This is a genomic window from Bradyrhizobium xenonodulans, assembly GCF_027594865.1.
Classification (GTDB): domain Bacteria; phylum Pseudomonadota; class Alphaproteobacteria; order Rhizobiales; family Xanthobacteraceae; genus Bradyrhizobium; species Bradyrhizobium xenonodulans.
The window spans coordinates 3411693-3430292 of sequence record NZ_CP089391.1 but is presented as its reverse complement, the minus strand read 5'-3'; the positions used below and the strand labels follow the sequence as shown (position 1 = coordinate 3430292).

16 protein-coding genes are annotated in these 18600 nt (G+C 63.7%); 8 read left to right on the top strand and 8 right to left on the bottom strand.

Annotation, left to right across the window (positions count from 1 at the left end; translation table 11 throughout):
• The first annotated feature begins 42 nt into the window (after nt 1-42).
• The 3 genes from I3J27_RS15820 (at nt 43) to I3J27_RS15810 (ending at nt 3754) form a co-directional block, all read left to right on the top strand.
• The gene (locus I3J27_RS15820; protein ID WP_270170967.1) at nt 43-813 is read left to right on the top strand and encodes an enoyl-CoA hydratase; all 771 of its coding nucleotides are present in this window, start codon (nt 43-45) and stop codon (nt 811-813) included.
• Between the two features lie 337 nt (nt 814-1150).
• On the top strand, nt 1151-2347 hold the full coding sequence (locus I3J27_RS15815) for an acetyl-CoA C-acyltransferase (RefSeq protein WP_270170965.1): 1197 nt from the start codon (nt 1151-1153) through the stop codon (nt 2345-2347).
• A 111-nt stretch (nt 2348-2458) separates the two neighbouring features.
• A complete protein-coding gene (locus I3J27_RS15810; protein ID WP_270170963.1) occupies nt 2459-3754 on the top strand; it encodes an MFS transporter in 1296 nt (431 codons plus the stop codon).
• Here the strand turns inward: I3J27_RS15810 and I3J27_RS15805 are convergent.
• The 3 genes from I3J27_RS15805 to I3J27_RS15795 all read right to left on the bottom strand — a co-directional run bounded on the left by I3J27_RS15805 (nt 3751) and on the right by I3J27_RS15795 (nt 7089).
• A complete protein-coding gene (locus tag I3J27_RS15805; RefSeq protein ID WP_270170961.1) occupies nt 3751-5154 on the bottom strand; it encodes a carbohydrate porin in 1404 nt (467 codons plus the stop codon). The two genes, I3J27_RS15810 and I3J27_RS15805, sit on opposite strands and share 4 nt — an antisense overlap.
• A 22-nt stretch (nt 5155-5176) precedes the next feature.
• The gene (locus I3J27_RS15800) at nt 5177-6193 is read right to left on the bottom strand and encodes a transporter (RefSeq protein ID WP_270170959.1); all 1017 of its coding nucleotides are present in this window, start codon (nt 6191-6193) and stop codon (nt 5177-5179) included.
• A gap of 113 nt (nt 6194-6306) precedes the next feature.
• Nucleotides 6307-7089, bottom strand: coding sequence for an acetoacetate decarboxylase (locus I3J27_RS15795; protein WP_270170957.1), 783 nt, complete (start codon nt 7087-7089; stop codon nt 6307-6309).
• 200 nt (nt 7090-7289) lie between these two features.
• On the opposite strand from I3J27_RS15795, the gene I3J27_RS15790 reads away from it, so the two are divergent.
• From I3J27_RS15790 to I3J27_RS15770, 5 genes are all read left to right on the top strand, one after another.
• Entirely contained in the window at nt 7290-8465 is a 1176-nt protein-coding gene (locus I3J27_RS15790) for a patatin-like phospholipase family protein (protein WP_270170955.1), read from the top strand.
• A 679-nt stretch (nt 8466-9144) separates the two neighbouring features.
• On the top strand, nt 9145-9609 hold the full coding sequence (locus tag I3J27_RS15785) for a GlcG/HbpS family heme-binding protein (protein ID WP_270170953.1): 465 nt from the start codon (nt 9145-9147) through the stop codon (nt 9607-9609).
• A gap of 379 nt (nt 9610-9988) precedes the next feature.
• The gene (locus I3J27_RS15780) at nt 9989-10453 is read left to right on the top strand and encodes a (2Fe-2S)-binding protein (protein WP_270170951.1); all 465 of its coding nucleotides are present in this window, start codon (nt 9989-9991) and stop codon (nt 10451-10453) included.
• A 1-nt stretch (nt 10454) separates the two neighbouring features.
• Nucleotides 10455-12707, top strand: a complete 2253-nt coding sequence (locus tag I3J27_RS15775) for a xanthine dehydrogenase family protein molybdopterin-binding subunit (protein WP_306417061.1) — start codon at nt 10455-10457, stop codon at nt 12705-12707.
• An 8-nt stretch (nt 12708-12715) separates the two neighbouring features.
• Entirely contained in the window at nt 12716-13348 is a 633-nt protein-coding gene (locus tag I3J27_RS15770; RefSeq protein ID WP_270170946.1) for a hypothetical protein, read from the top strand.
• A gap of 187 nt (nt 13349-13535) precedes the next feature.
• On the opposite strand, the gene I3J27_RS15765 is transcribed toward I3J27_RS15770, so the two are convergent.
• The 5 genes from I3J27_RS15765 to I3J27_RS15745 form a co-directional block, all read right to left on the bottom strand.
• Nucleotides 13536-14030, bottom strand: a complete 495-nt coding sequence (locus I3J27_RS15765; RefSeq protein ID WP_270170944.1) for a hypothetical protein — start codon at nt 14028-14030, stop codon at nt 13536-13538.
• 232 nt (nt 14031-14262) lie between these two features.
• Nucleotides 14263-15657 carry a type II and III secretion system protein family protein gene (locus I3J27_RS15760; RefSeq protein ID WP_270172813.1) on the bottom strand — a complete coding sequence of 465 codons (1395 nt, stop codon included), beginning with the start codon at nt 15655-15657 and terminating at the stop codon, nt 14263-14265.
• 286 nt (nt 15658-15943) lie between these two features.
• Nucleotides 15944-16597 carry a TadE/TadG family type IV pilus assembly protein gene (locus I3J27_RS15755; protein WP_270170942.1) on the bottom strand — a complete coding sequence of 218 codons (654 nt, stop codon included), beginning with the start codon at nt 16595-16597 and terminating at the stop codon, nt 15944-15946.
• Nucleotides 16598-16605: 8 nt separating this feature from the next.
• Nucleotides 16606-17157: a TadE/TadG family type IV pilus assembly protein gene (locus I3J27_RS15750; RefSeq protein ID WP_270170940.1), complete on the bottom strand. Its 552-nt coding sequence runs from the start codon at nt 17155-17157 to the stop codon at nt 16606-16608.
• 10 nt (nt 17158-17167) lie between these two features.
• Nucleotides 17168-18568, bottom strand: a complete 1401-nt coding sequence (locus I3J27_RS15745) for a TadE/TadG family type IV pilus assembly protein (protein ID WP_270172811.1) — start codon at nt 18566-18568, stop codon at nt 17168-17170.
• Nucleotides 18569-18600: the final 32 nt, after the last annotated feature.

Below are 18600 nucleotides of genomic sequence, written 5' to 3'. Positions count from 1 at the left end.
GGCGCGCCTCGCGCCTGTCCACGAAACCTTCGAGATGCCACGATGGAAATGCTCAACAACCACTGCGGTGTGACACGCGATGCGCGCGGCGTCGTTCATGTCGCGATCTGCAATGCGGGCTCGCTGAATATTCTGGGCTCGCCCGTCTCCGACGCGGTCCGCGATGGCTTGCAGCAACTCAGCTCCGACCGCAGCATCCGCGTCGTCGTGCTGCGCGGCCAGAGCGAGAAGAGCATGATCGGCGGCGCCGACATCAAGGAGATGGCCAAGCTCGACCAGACCTCGGCCGAAGCCTTCATCAGCCGCTTGCGCGATCTCTGCGAGGCGGTGCGCCAATTCCCGGCTCCCGTCATCGCGCGCATGCCCGGCTGGTGCCTCGGTGGCGGCCTCGAAGTGGCCGCGGCCTGCGATTTTCGCATCGCCGCGCATGATGCGCATTTCGGCATGCCGGAGGTCCGCGTCGGCATCCCCTCGGTGATCCATGCCGCCCTGCTGCCGCGCCTGATCGGCTGGGCCCGCGCGCGCTGGCTGGTAATGACGGCCGAAAACATCGACGCGCCGACGGCGCTCGCCTGGGGACTGGTCGACAAGGTCGCGCCGGCAGGCGGCTTGGATGCCGAGGTCGAGCATCTCGTGAAGGCCTTGCTCGAATGCGGGCCGGAGGCGCTGCGGTCGCAGAAGGCGCTGCTACGGCAGTGGGAGGAACTGCCGCTGACGGAATCGGTGAATTTGAGCGTGAAGGTGTTCGGCGAGTCGTTCCTGACGGACGAGCCGACGCGGCTGATGCAGGCGTTCGTGAACAGGAAGCGGTAGGGGCGCCTCACCGTTGCACTAAAGAACTTCTCTTCAAGCTCAAGGTGCCATGCCCCGGCTTGACCGGGGCATCCAGTACGCCGCGGCGCCAGTGGCAAGAGCGAGTTCGCCAACGTAGGCCTCTGGAATACTGGATTGCCCGCCTTCGCGGGCAATGACAGCGTCGTTTAGGGTGACGGCTGTGCTGACGCCGAAGTACGGCGTCGACCACCGCTCTCACTCGAACGACCAAATCTCATCCGAACCACGACAATTTCTCATGCCGGCCGCAGTTGCATTTTTTGCGTCGCATCATATGATGATCATAATCTTACCCGTCATTGCAGAGAGTTTTGTCATGGCCGAAGCCACCGATCCCGTCGTCATCGTCTCCGCCGCCCGCACCCCGCTCGGCCGCTTCATGGGCGAGTTGTCGGCGCTTCCGGCGCACAAGCTCGGATCGCACGTGATCGGCGCAGCGCTGGAGCGCGCAAGACTTGCGCCCGAGAAGGTCGACGAGGTCTTCATGGGCTGCGTGCTGCCGGCGGGGCAAGGCCAGGCACCGGCGCGGCAGGCCGCACGTAGCGCCGGGCTTCCCGATGCCACCGGCGCCACCACCGTCAACAAGGTCTGCGGCTCCGGCATGAAGGCGACCATGCTGGCGCACGACATCATCCGCGCGGGATCCGCCGAGATCGTCGTCTCCGGCGGCATGGAGAGCATGAGCAACGCGCCTTACCTGCTGGCGAAGGCACGCGGCGGTTATCGCGTCGGCCATGACCGCATCATCGACCACATGATGATGGACGGCCTCGAGGATGCCTATGAGACCGGCCGCTCGATGGGCGATTTCGGTGAGGCCACCGCGGAAGCCTATCAGTTTACCCGCAAGGACCAGGACACCTACGCGATGGAGACGCTAAGTCGCGCCCGCAAGGCCGTCGAAGGCGGCGCGTTCAAGGCCGAGATCGCGCCGATCACGCTGACCGAGAAGGCAGGTCCCCGCATCATCGCCAATGACGAGCATCCCCTGAAGGTCGATCCCGCCAAGATTCCCGGCCTGAAGCCGGCGTTCCGCGCCAACGGCACCATCACGCCGGCGGCCTCCTCCGCCAATGCCGACGGCGCCGCGGCGCTGGTGCTGACCAAGCGCTCGCTTGCCGACCGCAATGGTCTGCCTATGCTCGCCGAGATCAAGGGCCATGCCACCCACAGCCAGGAACCGCAATGGTTCACCACCGCGCCGATCCCGGCGATCCGCAAGCTGCTGGACAAGGTCGGCTGGAGCGCCGGCGATGTCGATCTGTTCGAGATCAACGAAGCCTTCGCCGTGGTGGCGATGGCGGCGCAGCGCGATCTCGGCATCGCCAGAGAGAAGCTCAACGTCAATGGCGGCGCCTGCGCGCTCGGCCATCCCATCGGCGCCACTGGCGCACGGCTGATCGTGACGCTGCTGCATGCGCTGGAGACCAACAACCTCAAGCGCGGCGTCGCGGCGCTCTGCATCGGCGGCGGCGAAGCCACGGCGATTGCGGTAGAGCGTCTCGCGCACTGATCGCCGGCGTCTGTAAATGAGGGAAGTCTGTCATTTTAGACTTCCCTCTTTCGTGCCATTCTGCAACTTCGCGCAGGTCTGTTGCGGCCTGCCTACCCTGATTGAGGCCCAATGATTTCGAATTGGCTCGCGGCAACACTTGGCCGCCGCAATATCCACTACGGCTGGGTGATGGTCGGCGTGACCTTCCTGACCGCGCTGATCAGCGCGGGCACGGTCGGTGCACCCGGCGTGTTCATCGTTCCGCTTCAGCAGGAGTTCGGCTGGAGCACGGCGGAGATCTCCTCCGCGCTCTCGATCCGCTTCATCCTGTTCGGACTGATGGCGCCGTTCGCGGCCGCGCTTCTGAATCGCTACGGCCTGCGCAATGTGACGCTCACCGCGCAGCTCATCGTCGTCTCGGCATTGGTGGCCTCGCTCGGCATGACGCAGGTCTGGCAGCTCGTGGCGCTGTGGGGCGTCGTGATCGGCATCGGCACCGGCATGACCGCGCTGGTGCTCGGCGCCACCATCGCGACGCGCTGGTTCGCGGCGCGGCGCGGCCTCGTCGTCGGCATCATGACCGCGAGCGTCGCCACCGGCCAGCTCGTATTCCTGCCGCTGCTCGCGAGCCTGACCGAACGTTACGGCTGGCGGCTCGCGCTCGGCTTCGTCTGTATCGCGCTCTGTGTTTCCGCGCTCGCCGTGCTGCTCGCGATGCGCGACCGGCCGAGCGATGTCGGCCTGCGCCCGTTCGGCGACGAGGGTACCGCTCCCCTGCCCGTCCCGCCGGTCAGCCACGGCTCGATCACGGGCGTGGCGCTCGGCACGCTGCGCGACGCCTCGAAGAGCAGCGCGTTCTGGATCCTGTTTGCGACCTTCTTCGTTTGCGGCGCGTCGACCAACGGCCTCGTCCAGGTCCACCTGATCCCGATGTGCCTCGATTTCGGCATCCCGCAGGTGCAGGCCGCGAGCCTGCTCGCCGCGATGGGCATCTTCGACTTCTTCGGCACCATCATGTCGGGCTGGCTGTCGGACCGCTACGACAACCGTTACCTCTTGTTCTGGTACTACGGCCTGCGCGGGCTCTCGCTGATCTTCCTGCCGTTCAGCGATTTCTCGTTCTACGGCCTGTCGATCTTCGCGATGTTCTACGGGCTCGACTGGATCGCCACGGTGCCGCCGACGGTGCGCCTCACCGCGCAGAAGTTCGGGCCCGAGCGCGCCAATCTGGTGTTCGGCTGGATCTTTGCCGGCCATCAGCTCGGCGCCGGCACGGCCGCGTTCGGCGCCGGTTTCTCGCGGACGGTCTATCAGAGCTATTTGCCCGCGTTCTTCATCGCGGGCGCGCTCTGCGTGTTCGCCTCGCTGATCGTGCTGGCGCTGTCGCGGCAACCGAAGGCCGAGCCGAAGCCGGCGATGGCCTAATACCTGATCGTGGTGGTGACGCCGAACACCGCGGCGTCACCGATCCGCGAGACGCCGGTCGGATCGTTCGGATTGGGGATGCCGCCCGAGGGGCGGAACACGTACTGGAAGTAAGGCGCGACCAGCCAGCCCGGCTTGACGTGCGCCTCGTAGATCATCTCGATCAGCGTCTCGTTGCTGCGCACCGGGCTCTGAATGCCGGTGAAGGCCTGCGTGTCGACGTCGAGATTGCGCGCGATGTTCGAGATGCGCATGTAGGCTGCCGCCACGCCGAAGCGATCGAGCGGACGGCCAGGGACGAAGCCGACGAAGCCGATGCCGCCGTCGAGATAGAGGTCGATCAGGTTGCGGTCCGGTGGGCTATAGGCGATACGGCCGAAGGCGGTGACGCCAGGGATCGAGGCTGACGTGCTGTTCTCTTTGACCTCCGGCGGGCGATAGAGCACCTGCTCGATCACGGCGAAGATGCCGTAATTGCCGCGCAGCTTTGCGGGGATGCCGGTGCCGCCGGGGTCCGCGATCGACAGCCCCTCGGCCGTGAAGCGCTGGCTGTCGAAGGAGCCGTAGTGCTTCCAGGCACCGGGTGTGAAATTGCCGGCGAGCGGACGTCCCCCGACATCGATGTCGTAGTTGAAACGCACCTGCCCGATCACCCAGGGCGGATCGTTGACGCGGAACGCGAGGCCATGGTGATCGCGCAGTTGCGGATCGGCCGCGCCCGGCCCGGACGGATCGCCGTTGAACACCGCGCCGAACACGGTGATCTTGTCGTTCAGCGCGGCCTTGATGCGAATGCCAGGCACCGCGATCGGCGGCGCCGGGCCGCCGGCCGGAAGGTTGGATGCCTTGATCGCGGGCCAGCCGAAGGTGCCGTTGATGAAGAGGTCGTCGGTCTGGCTGTCGAAGAACTCGACGTCGGCCGCCTGTTGGCCGGCCCGGATGTTGAGGCGGTCGTTGAAAAAACTCTGCTCGAAATACGCATTGTAGAGCCGCTGGTCCGGCAGCGCCTCGATTTCGCTGATGGTGGCGAGGTTCATGACGTAGTTGCGGGAGAGGCCCTGGCCATAGATCACGAACGCATTGGCGTAGAACCGGCCGCCGGTCCAGCCGACCAGCTTGTCGAGATCGGCATCGACAGACAGATCGAGCCGGCCGAAATGGATGGCACCGCGCTTCACGCCGCCGGAGACGTTGGCAATGTTGTCGGCGATGTAGGTGGCGCCGAAATTCAGGCCCTTGTTGGCAAGGCCGTCATGCCATTCATTGAACCATTTCGGAAACAGCCACTCGGCCGCGCTCTCGTCCTTGGCACCGGCGAGCGCGCTGGTGCTCGCAGCCGTGCAGGCCAGCACAATCGCGCTCGCGCGTCGCAACAGAAAGCTATGGGCAGTCCCGATCACGGCTGATATCCGCTGGCATACTCTACTTGAATATGCCCGTGCGCCGCATGAAGAGATAGGCCGCAGCGACCGACGAGGCCATCAGCACCGCCGCCCAGAGGAATCCGGTCTCGACCTCCGTGAGCGGCAGGCCCTTGGTGTTCATGCCAAAGATACCGGTGATCAAGGTCGGCGGCAGCAGCAGCGAGGTCACGATCGAGAGCGTGTGGAGGTGGCGGTTGCTCTCCTCCTCGTTCTTGAAGCGCAGCTCCTCTTCGAGGAGACGGCTGCGCTCGCGAAGCTCGACGATGTCATGGTCGAGCCCATCCAGCCGCTGCGCCAGCTTGCCGGCATGGATCCGCAAGGCGGGTGAGAGATGATCGGTGTTCTTCTGGTCGAGGCGGTGGAACAGCACCCGCAGGCCGGTGAGCTGGCGATGCAGCCTGACGCAGGTGCGGCGCAGGCGGCCGAGGTTGCGGCGCATCTCCGGCTTGGCGTCGTCGGCTAGGATGCGTTCCTCGATGTCGTCGATCTCCTGGCCGAGCTTGTCGGCCATCCTGTCCAGCGTATCGGCGACCTCGTCGACGATCTTCTCCAGGAGATGGGCGACATTGTCGACGCGGTAACCGCCTTCGAGCACGCGGCGCGTCGCGTCCGCCGAGCACAGTGCCTGATGACGGCCGCTGATGAGGAGATGCTCGGTCATGGCGAAGCGCAGGAACGCGGTCTCCTCCGTTGCGGTGTCGATCTCGCGCACGAGGTCGGAGAAGACGCCGTAGACGCAGTGGTCGATGACGTGAAGCTGCTGGAAGGTGTCGTTCGACAGCAGCAGTTCGCGGGCGAGCGGCGGCAACTGCGATGACGCGATCCAGGGCCGTGCGCGCGCATCCGTCAGGTTGAAATGCAGCCAGAGCCGGCCGTCATGGCTGAACTCGATCGGCTGGTCGATCGGCAGCGCCTCGGCGCCGCCGTCGCCGTGCAGGCGGAACGCCCAGACCAGGCCGGGAATGGCGGGCTCGGCATTCGCGATCGTGCCGACGAGCTTTGCCGCTTCAGCCATGGCCATCCCACCCGTCAACAAATCCCCAATCTGGAAGGCGCCTGACAGCGCCTTCCAGATCCACCCGGGTACTCAATTACGGCTTTGTTACAGTTTGATGATGGCGGGGCGCCCTACTCCGCCGCCAGCCCGGTCAAAGCCGCCGCCTCGGCTTCCTTGACGTAGTCGTGCACGACGCGGCCGAACGGCAGCGTCAGATCGGCGATGTAGTGATGCGCGCCGATGCAGCGGCGGACCGGGAAATCCGCGACCGGCGCATTGACGTGGGGCACCAGATGCAGCCGGCCGGGTCCCATCCACGAGCCCTTCGGCACGATGTCGACGAGGTTGATCGCGACGAGCTGGCAGACTTCGAGACGGCCGTCGACGCCCGGGATCATCTTCAGATTGATTTGCGTCTTCGACAGCGTGGCGCGGGTGAGATCGCCGTTGCCGGCCATGCTCTCGTGCTTGTAGCCCATGGTGCCCATGGCGACGAGCTGGCCGGCATATTCCAGCGTGCCCGTCAGCGTGTCCTTGACGATCTCGAGCTTGGGATGGGCGTACTTCTTGGGGAAACCCCAGATCTCGCGGCCGGCGGCGATCGGCGGATCGTCGTCCAGATACATCTGCGAGACGAAATTGACCTCCTCGCCGTTGAGGCGCGCGGGGATGACGAGACCGGACTCGGTGTAGCTGCCGAATCCGGAGGAGTCCGGCATCTTGATCCATTCGTAATGCACGATCGGCTGGTCGATCGGCTCCAGCGGCTCGGGCAGGCCGGCGCGGATCAGATCCGGATCGGTCTCGTAGGTGATGACCAGGAATTCGCGGTTGACGAAGCGATACGGCCCGGCGGGATAGCTCGGCCCGGCTGCCGGCATGGACGGAAGTCTCAACACGTCTTCGCTGCGCATCGCGGCTCTCCTGTGATCCTGTTCGGCAGGAATTGCTAGCGGCGGTCATTGACTGCGATGTGAAGGTTTTCCGTCAGCCGCACGACCGCAGCCATTCCCAAGGCGGTCATCCTGCATGCAGGCGATGCATCGGCGCCGGAATTGTCATCACGCCGTCACTGCCGGACGCAATCGTTTTGGCTCACGCAGGGAGGCACGCCATGGACGCCCGCACGTCGCAACCGGCTCATCCAACACATCAGCCGCCGTCACGGGGCTGGCGGCCCGAGCGCTGCGACCGCGTCGCGCTGGTGCTGCAGGGCGGCGGCGCGCTCGGCGCCTACCAGGCCGGCGTCTACCAGGCACTGCACGAGGCCGGCATCGAGCCCGACTGGGTCTGTGGCGTCTCGATCGGTGCGATCAACTCCGCCATCATCGCCGGCAACAAGCCGGAGAAGCGGCTCGAGGCGCTGCGCATCTTCTGGGAGCGCATCACCAACCGCAAGATCTGGCACTACACGCCCGACGGCGACGTCTTCCGCCAGTGGCGCAACCTCTACAGCTCCTGGATGACCTCGGCGATGGGCCAGCCCGGCTTCTTCACGCCCCACCAGGTCAATCCCTGGCTCAGCCCGGTCGGCGCCAAGACCGCGACCAGCTATTACGACACGATGCCGCTGAAGGAGAGCCTGCTCGAGCTCGTCGACTTCGACCTCATCAACGAGAAGAAGGTCCGCTTCGCGGTCGGCGCCGTCAACGTGCTCTCCGGCAATTTCATCTATTTCGACAACGCCCATGACGAGATCGAGCCGGAGCACATCATGGCCTCCGGCGCCCTGCCCCCGGCGCTGCCAATGGTGCGGATCGGCACCGATCATTTCTGGGACGGCGGCATCGTCTCCAACACGCCGCTGCAGCATCTGCTCGACCAGGAAGACGCGCTCAATTCGCTGGTGTTCCAGGTCGACCTGTTCAGCGCGCGCGGCGTGCTGCCGCGCTCGATCCAGGACGTGATGGCCCGCCACAAGGACATCATGTATTCCTCGCGCACGCGCCACAACACCGACGTCTACCGCCGCACCCACAATCTCAAGGTGCTGCTCTACAAGGCGCTGGCAAAGCTTCCCGACGACGAACTGTCGGAGGAGGAGCGCAAGCTGAAGGCGAGCCTGTGCAACATGCCGGAGATCGCGATCCTGCATCTGATCTACCAGCAGAAGGCCTATGAGGGCGACGCCAAGGACCACGAATTCTCGGGCACCTCGATGCGCGAGCACTGGACCAGCGGCTATGAAGACACCAAGCGCACCCTGAAGCGCCGCGACTGGATCAAGATGCCCGACGAAGGCATGGGCCTCGTGGTGCACGATGTGCACCGGGAGACGGAGAGCGCGTAAACGGAGCTTTGCGCGGGGCGGTCAAACGAGAAACGCGAAAACAACCCCATGCACAGTAGCCGGGGCGTGGCGGATCAATGACTTGGCGCGTGTCGACGGAATGCATCCGCAAAGGCGTTTTGACTCGTCGGGCAAAACAGGAGCAGGATACTATCATCGCCTCCTATCCATTTTGATTTTCGACGACGTGATGCCAAGCATCAGCGCCGCGGCCTCGGTGCCGGTTTACGCTCGGGCATCACGCCTGCCTGCGATAACTCATTGGCTGTGCGCTAGTGACCATAGACTGCGCAACAGGAGCCTCGGCGAGGCCGGCGCCCTCTCCTTCCAGCTTCGCTCGACAACGAACCTCGCCGCGGTGAGAACGCACATATGCTTTTACCGGAATTAACCGCCGGTTCCCCCGCATCTCGTTAGACTGTTCATGCGCGACGACGCTCCTAACGCCACGCAGGAACACAGCTCAGCGTGGAGTGAAACCTGATGAAAGTTGTCCAGGCCTTCGACCGAAAAGAGATCACCCAGCTATCCGGTGATGATGCCGCCGCGCTGGAAGCAAAATTAAAGATCGTATTCAAGTAAACGCCGGCCGCTCTTCGCCGGCGCGACACTCTCGTCCGATCAAATTTCGATCATTCCAATGGCTGCCGGCGACCTCGCCAGCGGCGAGGAGGAAGCCATGCCCAGATCCTACACCAGGCTCACACTGGATGATGCCAAGCGCATGCTGGCGGCGAGCGAGGCTGCCGCTCTCAGGATCGGGCTTCCCTACAACATTGCCATCGTCGATGCTGGCGGCAATCTCGTCGCGTTCGTACGGCAGGACGGCGCCCTGATCGGGAGCATCGATCTTGCCATCTGCAAGGCCAGGACGGCGCGACTGTTCGACAAGACCACGGCGGAGCTCGCGCATCTGGCCCAGCCCAACGGTCCGTTGTTCGGCATCGCGCAGAGCAACGAGGGCAAGGTCGTGATTTTCGGCGGCGGACTGCCGGTGCGGATCGCCGGCAGCATCGTCGGCGCCGTCGGTGCAAGTGCAGGCTCGGTGGAGCAGGACGAAGAAGTGGCCCGTGCAGCCCTCGACGCGATCGAAGCCGCACAAGGGCTATCATCAATCCTTGCAAAGCAGGCGACAGCGCGATGAAGGCGGCGCGGTTGCACGACTATCGCGGCAAAACTGATCGCAGGACTCGACCGCGCGAACAAGGCAGCCGCCTAAGGATTAAACGTCATGATCGCTGGAGGACGACAGTTCTCCAGCGACCCGCGATCAAGCCCATTCGATCGCGCGCAATCTGCGTGATGTGGTGCGACAAATATGACCGCATGTCTGGCCGTGTTTGCATGATCGCACGAGTTCCGCACCGTTCCCCGCATACGCTTTTACCACATTTAACCGCAGCCCTCTCGACACCTCGCTAGACTTGAATGGACGGTCAGGATCCGTTGCCGAGGTGGCGATGGCTGCGCTCGGACCGCTACTTCGGCCGTGAAGACGGCAATTTCCCGAAGGACGCACCGACATGATCGAGCTCACCGTCAATGGGACCAAACATCGCGTTGATGTCGTTCCCGAGATGCCACTGCTTTGGGTCCTGCGCGACGAGCTCGGCATCACCAGCCCCAAATACGGCTGCGGGGTCGCGCAATGCGGCGCCTGCACCGTCCAGATCGACGGAATGGCCGTCCGGTCCTGTCAGGCGCATATCGGCGAGGTCGCGGGCAAGTCGGTCGTTACGCTCGAAGGCCTGGAGAAACGGGAGCAGAACCCGGTCATTCAGGCCTGGATCGAACATCAGGTGCCGCAATGCGGTTATTGCCAGACCGGCCAAATCATGCAGGCCATCTCGCTGCTCGATCTGATTTCCAACCCGACGGACGACGAGATCAACCAGGTGATGTCGGGCAATCTCTGCCGCTGCGGCACCTATCCGCGCATCCGCGCGGCGATTCATGCAGCTGCCGCAAGAAAGATGGCGGAGAAGTGAGATGGGCCACATGCATAATCTGTCCCGCCGCGCTTTCGCATTTGGCTCCGCCGCCATCGCCGGCGGCATCGCTTTCGGTTCCTATGGTATTGCGGAAGCAGCCACCACCGCCGGTGACAATCCCCTCTCCGCCGGTCTCGGACCGAACTCCGTGACTTTCAATCCCTGGGTCGAGATCAGCCCGGACAAGATCACGCTGATCGCGCAGCACGCCGACATCGGCCAGGGCGTCGGCTCGGTGCAGCCGATCATGATCGCCGAGGAGATGGACCTCGATCCCGGCCAGTTCGAAGTTCGCTTCGCCGGCCCCAGCCCCGCCTACTTCAATACCGGTTTTGCAGAAGAACTCGCGCCGTTTCTTGCGCCTGACCAGAGTCCGGCCGCCGAGGAAGCGCGCGCCAAGACGCTCGAATGGCTCAGGCAGTCCGGCTTGCAGATGACCGGCGGGTCGAGCACGCTGCCGGACACCTATGAAAAGCTGCGTGTTGCCGGCGCGGTCGCACGCGAAACACTGAAGGCCGCCGCCGCCAAGCGGTCGGGCATCGCTGTGGCTGACCTGCGCACCCAATCAGGCCATGTGATCATGCCCGACGGCACCAAGATCGCCTATGTCGATCTCTCCGCGGACGCCGCAAAAATTCCGCCGGTGCTCGATGCCAAGCCGCGTGATCCCTCGAAATGGCGCATCCTGGGCAGGCCGATGATGCGCCTCGACATTCGCGACAAGGTCATGGGGGAGCTGAAATTCGGCATCGACCTGAAGATGGACGGCATGCTGTATGCCGCCGTCAAGCTGAACCCCGGCAAGGGCCAGCCCCTGAAGTCATACGACGCGAGCAAGGCGCGCACGATGCCGGGGGTCAAGAAGATCCTGGAAATCAAGAATGGCGTCGCGGTGATCGCGACGAACAGCTGGTACGCAATGAAGGCGGTCGACGCCGTCATTTGCGAGTGGGCGCCCTCAACCTATCCCGCCGACCAAGCCGATCATTGGAAGGTGCTGGAATCCTCGTTCAAGCCTGAATTCCTCGGTAAGGAGTGGCGGAAGACCGGCGATGTCGAAGCCGCGCTAAAGACGGGCAAGCTTGTCGAGGCCGAATATCGCGCCCCCTATGTGGGGCACCAGCCGCTCGAGCCACTGAACGGAATCGGCCTCGTCACCGACAAGGGGATGGAGATCTGGGTCGGCCATCAGAGCCCCCGCTTCGTGCAGTATGTCGCGGCGACGGCGATCGGCCTCAAGCCGGAACAGGTCACCTTCCACAATCAGTGGTCCGGTGGAAGTTTTGGCCACCGTCTCGAATACGAGAACGTCCGCGTTCTCGCCGAGATCGCCGATCAGATGAAGGGCACGCCGATCAAGCTGGTGTTCTCGCGCGAGGAGGATTTCCTCCAGGATATCCCGCGGCAGATTGCGATCGCCCGGCACCGCGGCAGCGTCGACAAGAACAAGATCGTCGCAGCAGACTTGCAACTCGCCTCGACGGCTCCGTTCAAGGGACTGCTCGAACGTTCGGGCACACCAACAAAAGATCCCGACGGGCAATTGGCCGCAGGGCTCTGGAATGTCTACTACGACATCCCCAATTTCCGGGGCACGAGCTACGAGGCGCAAGGACTGTCGCCGTGCACCACGTGGCGGTCGGTCGGCGCCTCCACATCGGGCTTCTTCACCGAAAGCTTCATCGACGAGCTGATCCATGCGGCCGGTCTCGATCCCATGAAGGCACGCGTCGCGATGTGCACCGTGCCGCACTATCGCAAGGTGCTGGAGACGGTCGCGGAGATGTCGGACTGGAAGGGACCGCTCGGCAACGGCAGGGGCCGCGGCGTCGCGTTCGTGGAATCCTTTGGCACACCGGTCGCAGAAGTCGTCGAGGTCTCGATGACGGACAGGGGCATCAAGATCGACAAGGTCTGGATCGCGGCCGATGTCGGCAAGGTGATCGATCCCGTCAATTTCGAGAACCAGGTTCAGGGCGGCGTCATCTGGGGCCTCGGCCACGCCATCAATTGCGAGCTCACTTACGCCAAGGGCGCGGTGCAGCAGACCAATTACAACCATCACGAAGCGATGCGGATCTACCAATGCCCCGTCATCGAGGTGCGCGGGCTCGAGAACGATCCCAAGGTGAGAGGCGTCGGCGAGCCGCCGGTTCCTCCTGCCGCGCCTGCGCTCGCCAACGCGATCTTCGCTGCGACCGGCAAGCGCATCCGCGAAATGCCCTTCAACAAGTTCATCGATTTCGTGTGAGGCGCGCCATGAAGAGATCCCTGATCGCGGTCGTCTTCGCCGCCTCGTCGATCGCGGCCCTCACGGGCATTGTCGTAGCCAAGGACGAGCCCGCGAAGGCTACGTTGCCGGCGGGCAGCATCAGCCGCGCCGAGGGGTTGGAGGCCTGGAAACGAATCGAAGCCGTGGTGACGCATCCGCGCTGCGCCAACTGTCACGTCGACGCCAAGGCGATCCCGATATGGACGCCGGCCGGCGAAACCAAGCCGCGTGTGCACGGCATGAACATTCATGGCGGAGAAAGCCGCATCGGCGCTGAAGCGATCCCCTGCTCGACCTGCCACATGACCTCCACCCAGGCGAATGAGCCGGCGCCGGCGCCGCCGCGCGCCGGCATCGACTGGCAGCTGGCCCCGGTGGAATTCATCTGGTTCGGCAAGAGCGGCGCCGAGATCTGCGCACAAATGAAGGATCCCAAGCGCAACGGCGGCCGCGACGCCGCGGGTCTCGTCGAGCACCTCAGGCATGATGCCTCCCTGAACGGATTCATCCCGCGCGGATGGGCGCCCGGCGCAGGCCGCTCGATGCCGCCCGGCAGCTTCGAGGAGCACGTCAAGGACATGGCGATGTGGGGAGCGGCCGGACAACCCTGTCCGAATTGATCCTGCACCAGAAACTTCGGGCCGGAGCCTCCCGGCCCTTCCCGAACCGCGACCGGAGCGGCCGACGCGTCGGCCTCGCACCTCCTCCGGGGACATTTGCGCGAGAGTTCGGCAATGGACTCTTACAAAATACGAGGGAGGCCGGGACTTGAGAGAGAGTCCCGCTGCGCATCAATGCCGATCGAGGTTACCTCGCTTCCTTGTTCAATTCGATCGCCACCTCCGACATCCAGGATCCCGGCGCTTCCATCAGGAACGACTGATGAACGCCCTTGGTCTGGATCGTCACCAGCGCCGCGACGGTGTTTCCTTCAATGCGCGCTTCGATCAGGCCATCCTTGTTGGTGCCATAGACCTTGCCGCCCTGCCGGTATTCGCTCTCGAACCAGTTGCCCGAAAGCACCGTCCCGTTCTGATCGATATTTGCGGATAGAACCATCTTGTAGGCATCGCTCGCGCAGCGCAGGTCGAGGCTCACGGAACGTCCGGGCTTGGTGATGTTGTAGGCCACCTTGCAACGGACCTTCTCACGCGGGCCGTCCGACGGCTTCATCGTGCCGGTACCCGACCATGTGCCGCCCAGGCTGTCGAACACCGGCTCCGCGCGCGACGGGGTGACGCTCGCTAGCAAGAGGCAGATCGCGCCCACGCCCGCGCGCGTCGCAAGAGAGTTCAGTCGCATCCAATGTTCCCGATCCGGACGGTATGCACCGTTCCTAGGCCGCAACAGCCGCAGGATGTTGGCGAAGATGTTTTCGTATGTTGCAAACCTTGCCCGAACGTTGCCGAGGGCCTGGCAACATCGACGCGCAGGTGCGGCGTGGAAGGCGAGGAACCACGTTGCATGTCCGGAGCACACCCGCACGGCCGGGCCTGCCCGCGGGCCGGCACCTTTTCGATGCATGGATCATGGGTCAATCCGTGATGAAGCCAACGTCACCGCGAGGGGCTCGTGTCGTCCCCGTTCGGCCGTAGATGCGATTGATGTTGCCAATGAGATTGGCTTGCGGGTCGCTCGCGCTGACAAATCCGTCATCCGGCCGCGACAGCTCTCTCGGGCTCACGGCGCGAACGAGATAAGGCGTCACGAGAACGACGAGCTCGGTCTGGTTGTTGACGAAATCCTGGCTGCGAAAGAGCGCGCCCAGCAACGGCACCTGCATGAGCCCGGGCAAGCCATTCACGGCTCGCTTGGTCTGGTCCTGAATCAAGCCGGCGATCGCCATGGACCCGCCGGAAGGGATCTCGAGCGTGCTTTCCGCCCGCCGCGTCTTGATCGACGGAACGGTCAGGGAATTGGTCGTCGTGTCGCTCACCGCCTGCGACAGGGTTATCGAATTCTCGTTCGAGAGATCCGACACTTCGGTCATCAAGTGCAGGCTGATGCGGCCTTCCGCAAGCACGACCGGCGTGAAGCTCAGCGACATTCCGAATTTCTTGAAGCTGATCTGCGTCGTGCAGACATGTGTCGTCGGGTCGCAGGAATATCCTGCGGGAACGGGAAACTCCCCGCCGGAGACAAACGTGGCGGCCTCGCCCGATATCGCCGTCAGCGTGGGCTCCGCCAAGGTACGGATGACGCCCGCTTTCTCCATCGCCCGCAGCGTGGCCGTCGTGCCGCCGGCCGACAGAGACACGTTGTTGCCGTCGACGAGGTTCTTGCCGTAGGCGGTAAAGGGATTCGCGTTCGTCAGGCTCACGACCGACGTGCCCGAGCTGAGGCTCGTGCTGAGATCGACCCCAAGCTGCTTCACGATCTCGCGCGAAAGCTCGGCGACCGTCACCTTCAACATCACCTGGTCACGTCCCCGAACCGTGATCAGATTGACGACCTTGTCGGCCGCTCCCGCGAGCCGTGCAGCAATATCGTTGGCCTGCTGCGCTTCGACGGGTGTCGCGACGGTGCCGGTCAGGATGACGCCATCGCCGACGCCGTCGATCTGGACATTGGCAGCGGGAAGCGCCTGCTTCAGCGCGGCACGAACACCGTTCAGGTCACGCTTGACGGCGATGTCATAGGCAACGATCGATTGCCCCGCTGTATCGAAGAACACCACGTTGGTTTGCCCGACGGCCGCGCCGATGACGTAGGCGCGCTGCGCCGATCGCAGCACGACATTGGCGATCTTGGGGTCAGCGACCAGCACATCCTTCACGTCGCGCGGAAGATCGATCACGAACGATTTGCCCACGCCGAGGGACACGAACCTCGCCTCGGTTTGTCTGGTCGCATCTCCTCGTCTCGGGGGACCGTGGTCGGCGGCTTCCGCCGCCGACGGCCGACAGGAAACCGCCGCCAGAACCAGCAGCGCCGAGAGCCAGCACGCGAGCGCACGCGATGACGGTCCGTGGCCGTCCAATATGACGATTGTCCTCAACGTCCTGTCCCTCGGAAGACGTCACGGGTCTCTCGCAGGACGCAAGGAGCCACATGCCGGTCAACGCGGATTGAACGTCGCAGGCGAGGCGTTCAGGCGCCTCCAGCACAAATGAAACAAAATTGAGGGCAGCGATATACGCCGGAAAAGAATGCCTAAATCCAGCCCCAATGGGCGGCGCGCACAAGGGCGGCCGTCTTGGGGGCGCCTCGCGATGCTAACAGATCTTCTGCTGCAAATGCTGCACGCAGGTACAGGTCGCCGTCGCCGGATATTTCACGTCGTAATAGGGAGGGGTCAATGTGCTCGGACCATTGGTCGAGCAGCGCGGGAACAAATAGTAGCTGTCGGACAGCTTCACCGTGCCAGCAATCGTGAAGCCGAGGTTGGGCGCGTAGTCGTAGGACACCTCGCTCAGGATGAGCGAGATGTTGGCATTGCTGGTGCCACCCGGCGCGGTAAAGGACGACAAGGTCATCGCCTGACCTTTGGTCCTCGCCCCTGTCGAGCTCGTCGACTTGCTCCATTGAACCGTCGCGTTGCCCGAGGAGTCGGTCGAGACTTCCGAGACCGTGATCGTCATCAAGGGGGTGCTGCCGTTCTTGAGGGGATACGGAGCCATGATGGCCGTCGCCGCCGCGAGAATGCCGTCCATCTGGGTCGATGTCACGGCCGTGTTCTGCGAGACCATGTCGGCAACACTGTGCGCGGTCGCGCTGACCTTGACGTTCATCGCGAGCCCGTTGCCGAGCTCGACGCCGCCGACATAGAGCACCAGCATGAACGGCGTCACAATGGCGAACTCCGTCGCTGCAACGGCGCGGACATCGGTCAACAAGTGCCGGGCGCGGGACGTCAGGGCAGAGATCATCAGGTGCCTCATGGCTCGTTCTGGAACGCGGCAGACGACATGATCAGCCGGCTGCCATTGGTGAGGTTTGAGAGATTGAAACCGAGCGGCCCGAGAACGACTGGCCATACATACATGACGCGGAGAACGACGATATCGCCGGGATCGCCCGGATCGTACTGCCAGCTATTGGTCACGTTGCCCGAGCCGTCGAAGGTCAGGGCGGGTGTGGCCGTGTTCGCCGAAGACCATGACGTCGCGACCTGCATGTCGACCATCAGGCCGCTGCAATTGAACAGGATCACGATCTGATCGCAGACCTTCTGCTTGAAGACCGCCTGCGTCATTTGCGCCGACTGGACCTGCCCGGTCATGACGAGGCGCGCCGACTGGCGCACCACGGATTCGAGCATCTGCTGGGCAAAGAAGACCAGAAACGTCTGCATGAGCGCGATGATGAGGGCGAGGAACGGCGCCGCGACGAGCGCGAATTCGACCGCCGTGGCGCCCCTGTCGTCCCGCGCGAAGGCAGCGCGGCGATTGCGGCGTCGTGTCTTTGTTGTTGCATCCGGACCGGCCATGGCGATGTCCCTACTGCACCAGGCTGGCCGTACTGGTCGCAACCTTGATGAACAGGTCGGTCAGCGCGTTCGAAATGTCACCGCCGGTTTGAACCGCGGCATAGAAGCCAGGCGAGGCGCATGATTGCAGGTTCTGCGCGATCTTGCCGGTCAAGGAAGTAGGCCCGTTGTAGGGGTCTACCCAGCTCATGTACCAGCTGTTCGTGGCCGGGATATTGGGCGTCTTGAGCTGCAGATACTCCGTGTAGAGGACCGCGATCTTGATGCCCCGGTCCTTAATGGTCTTGCACATCGCCGTGTCGAGCGGCTGCTGGCATCGGCTGTTGCCGGCGAAGGTCGCGTTGGGGCAAGTTGCGGAGATCTTGTCCTCGACGCCGTCGGTAACGAGGAACACCACTTCCTGCGGCGTATCCTTCGCCGCGTTGCTGCCAAGGCCGGGGTCAGGCATGATCTTGTTGAGGTTGGTGAGCGCGGTGGCAATATCTGTGCCGTTGTCGGTCTTGCAGTTCGTCGTCGGAACGACGCAGTTCTGGTAGGCGACCGGCATCAGCGCGATATTGGAAACCTGGGCTCCGGCGCTGCTCGGGGTGGTCAGCTTCGCCAGCTCGTTCAAACCCAGGTCGAACGTATAGAGCGCCGCTTTGTATGTGGTGTTGTTCAACACCGACATGCACTGCATGACGCCTCCCGAAATGCCCGACTGCGGGCAGCTCGACCAGCTATTGAGCAGCTGGTTGACGGCGCTCGTCACGAGATCGATCCGCAAAGTGATATTTCTTTGTCGCGCGATCGCGAGGTTATCCTTGGTCCCGCCGTCCTTAGCGATGTTGGTTTCATGACAGGCGAAGCCGCAATTCTGCGAGCCCGCCGCAGACTGATACGCAGAGGCCGTGTACTTGATGAGATTGCTGATGTCTGTCGTGGTTGCCCCGATCCCCATGGATGGGGAGTCATCCATCAGCAGATAGAAGTTCATGTTGGGCGCGCTCGAAGCCTTCGCCGTCGCGGAGCCGTTAACCTGCCAGGTTTGCTTGCCGAGAACGCTGGGGAAATTATTGACGGACTGCGCGGTGTAGGAAACCGTGATGGTCCGCGCGAGGCCGACATCCGCGACGGTAACCTCCGGCGTCGGGACCGACGACAGACCGGCAAGATTTGCCTTCGCTGCAAAGACGGTTGACGCGGTGGCCTTGACGACATCGGGGTCGGTCTGCGCCAACATCGCCGGCCTCACGGCCGCGATCGCGGCCGCGTCGGCGGCGGCGTTCAATTGCTCCCGCTTGCGCGCGGCCTGGGTGTAGTCGAGCGTCATGCCGAGCAGAAAGATGATCGGAACCGTCATGAGCGCGAAGATGACGGCGATGTTGGCCTTCCGATCTCTTGCGAAACGGAGCACTAACCGGCGGAGCATGACCTTCATCCTGATTGCCGTCGTGGCGGCAG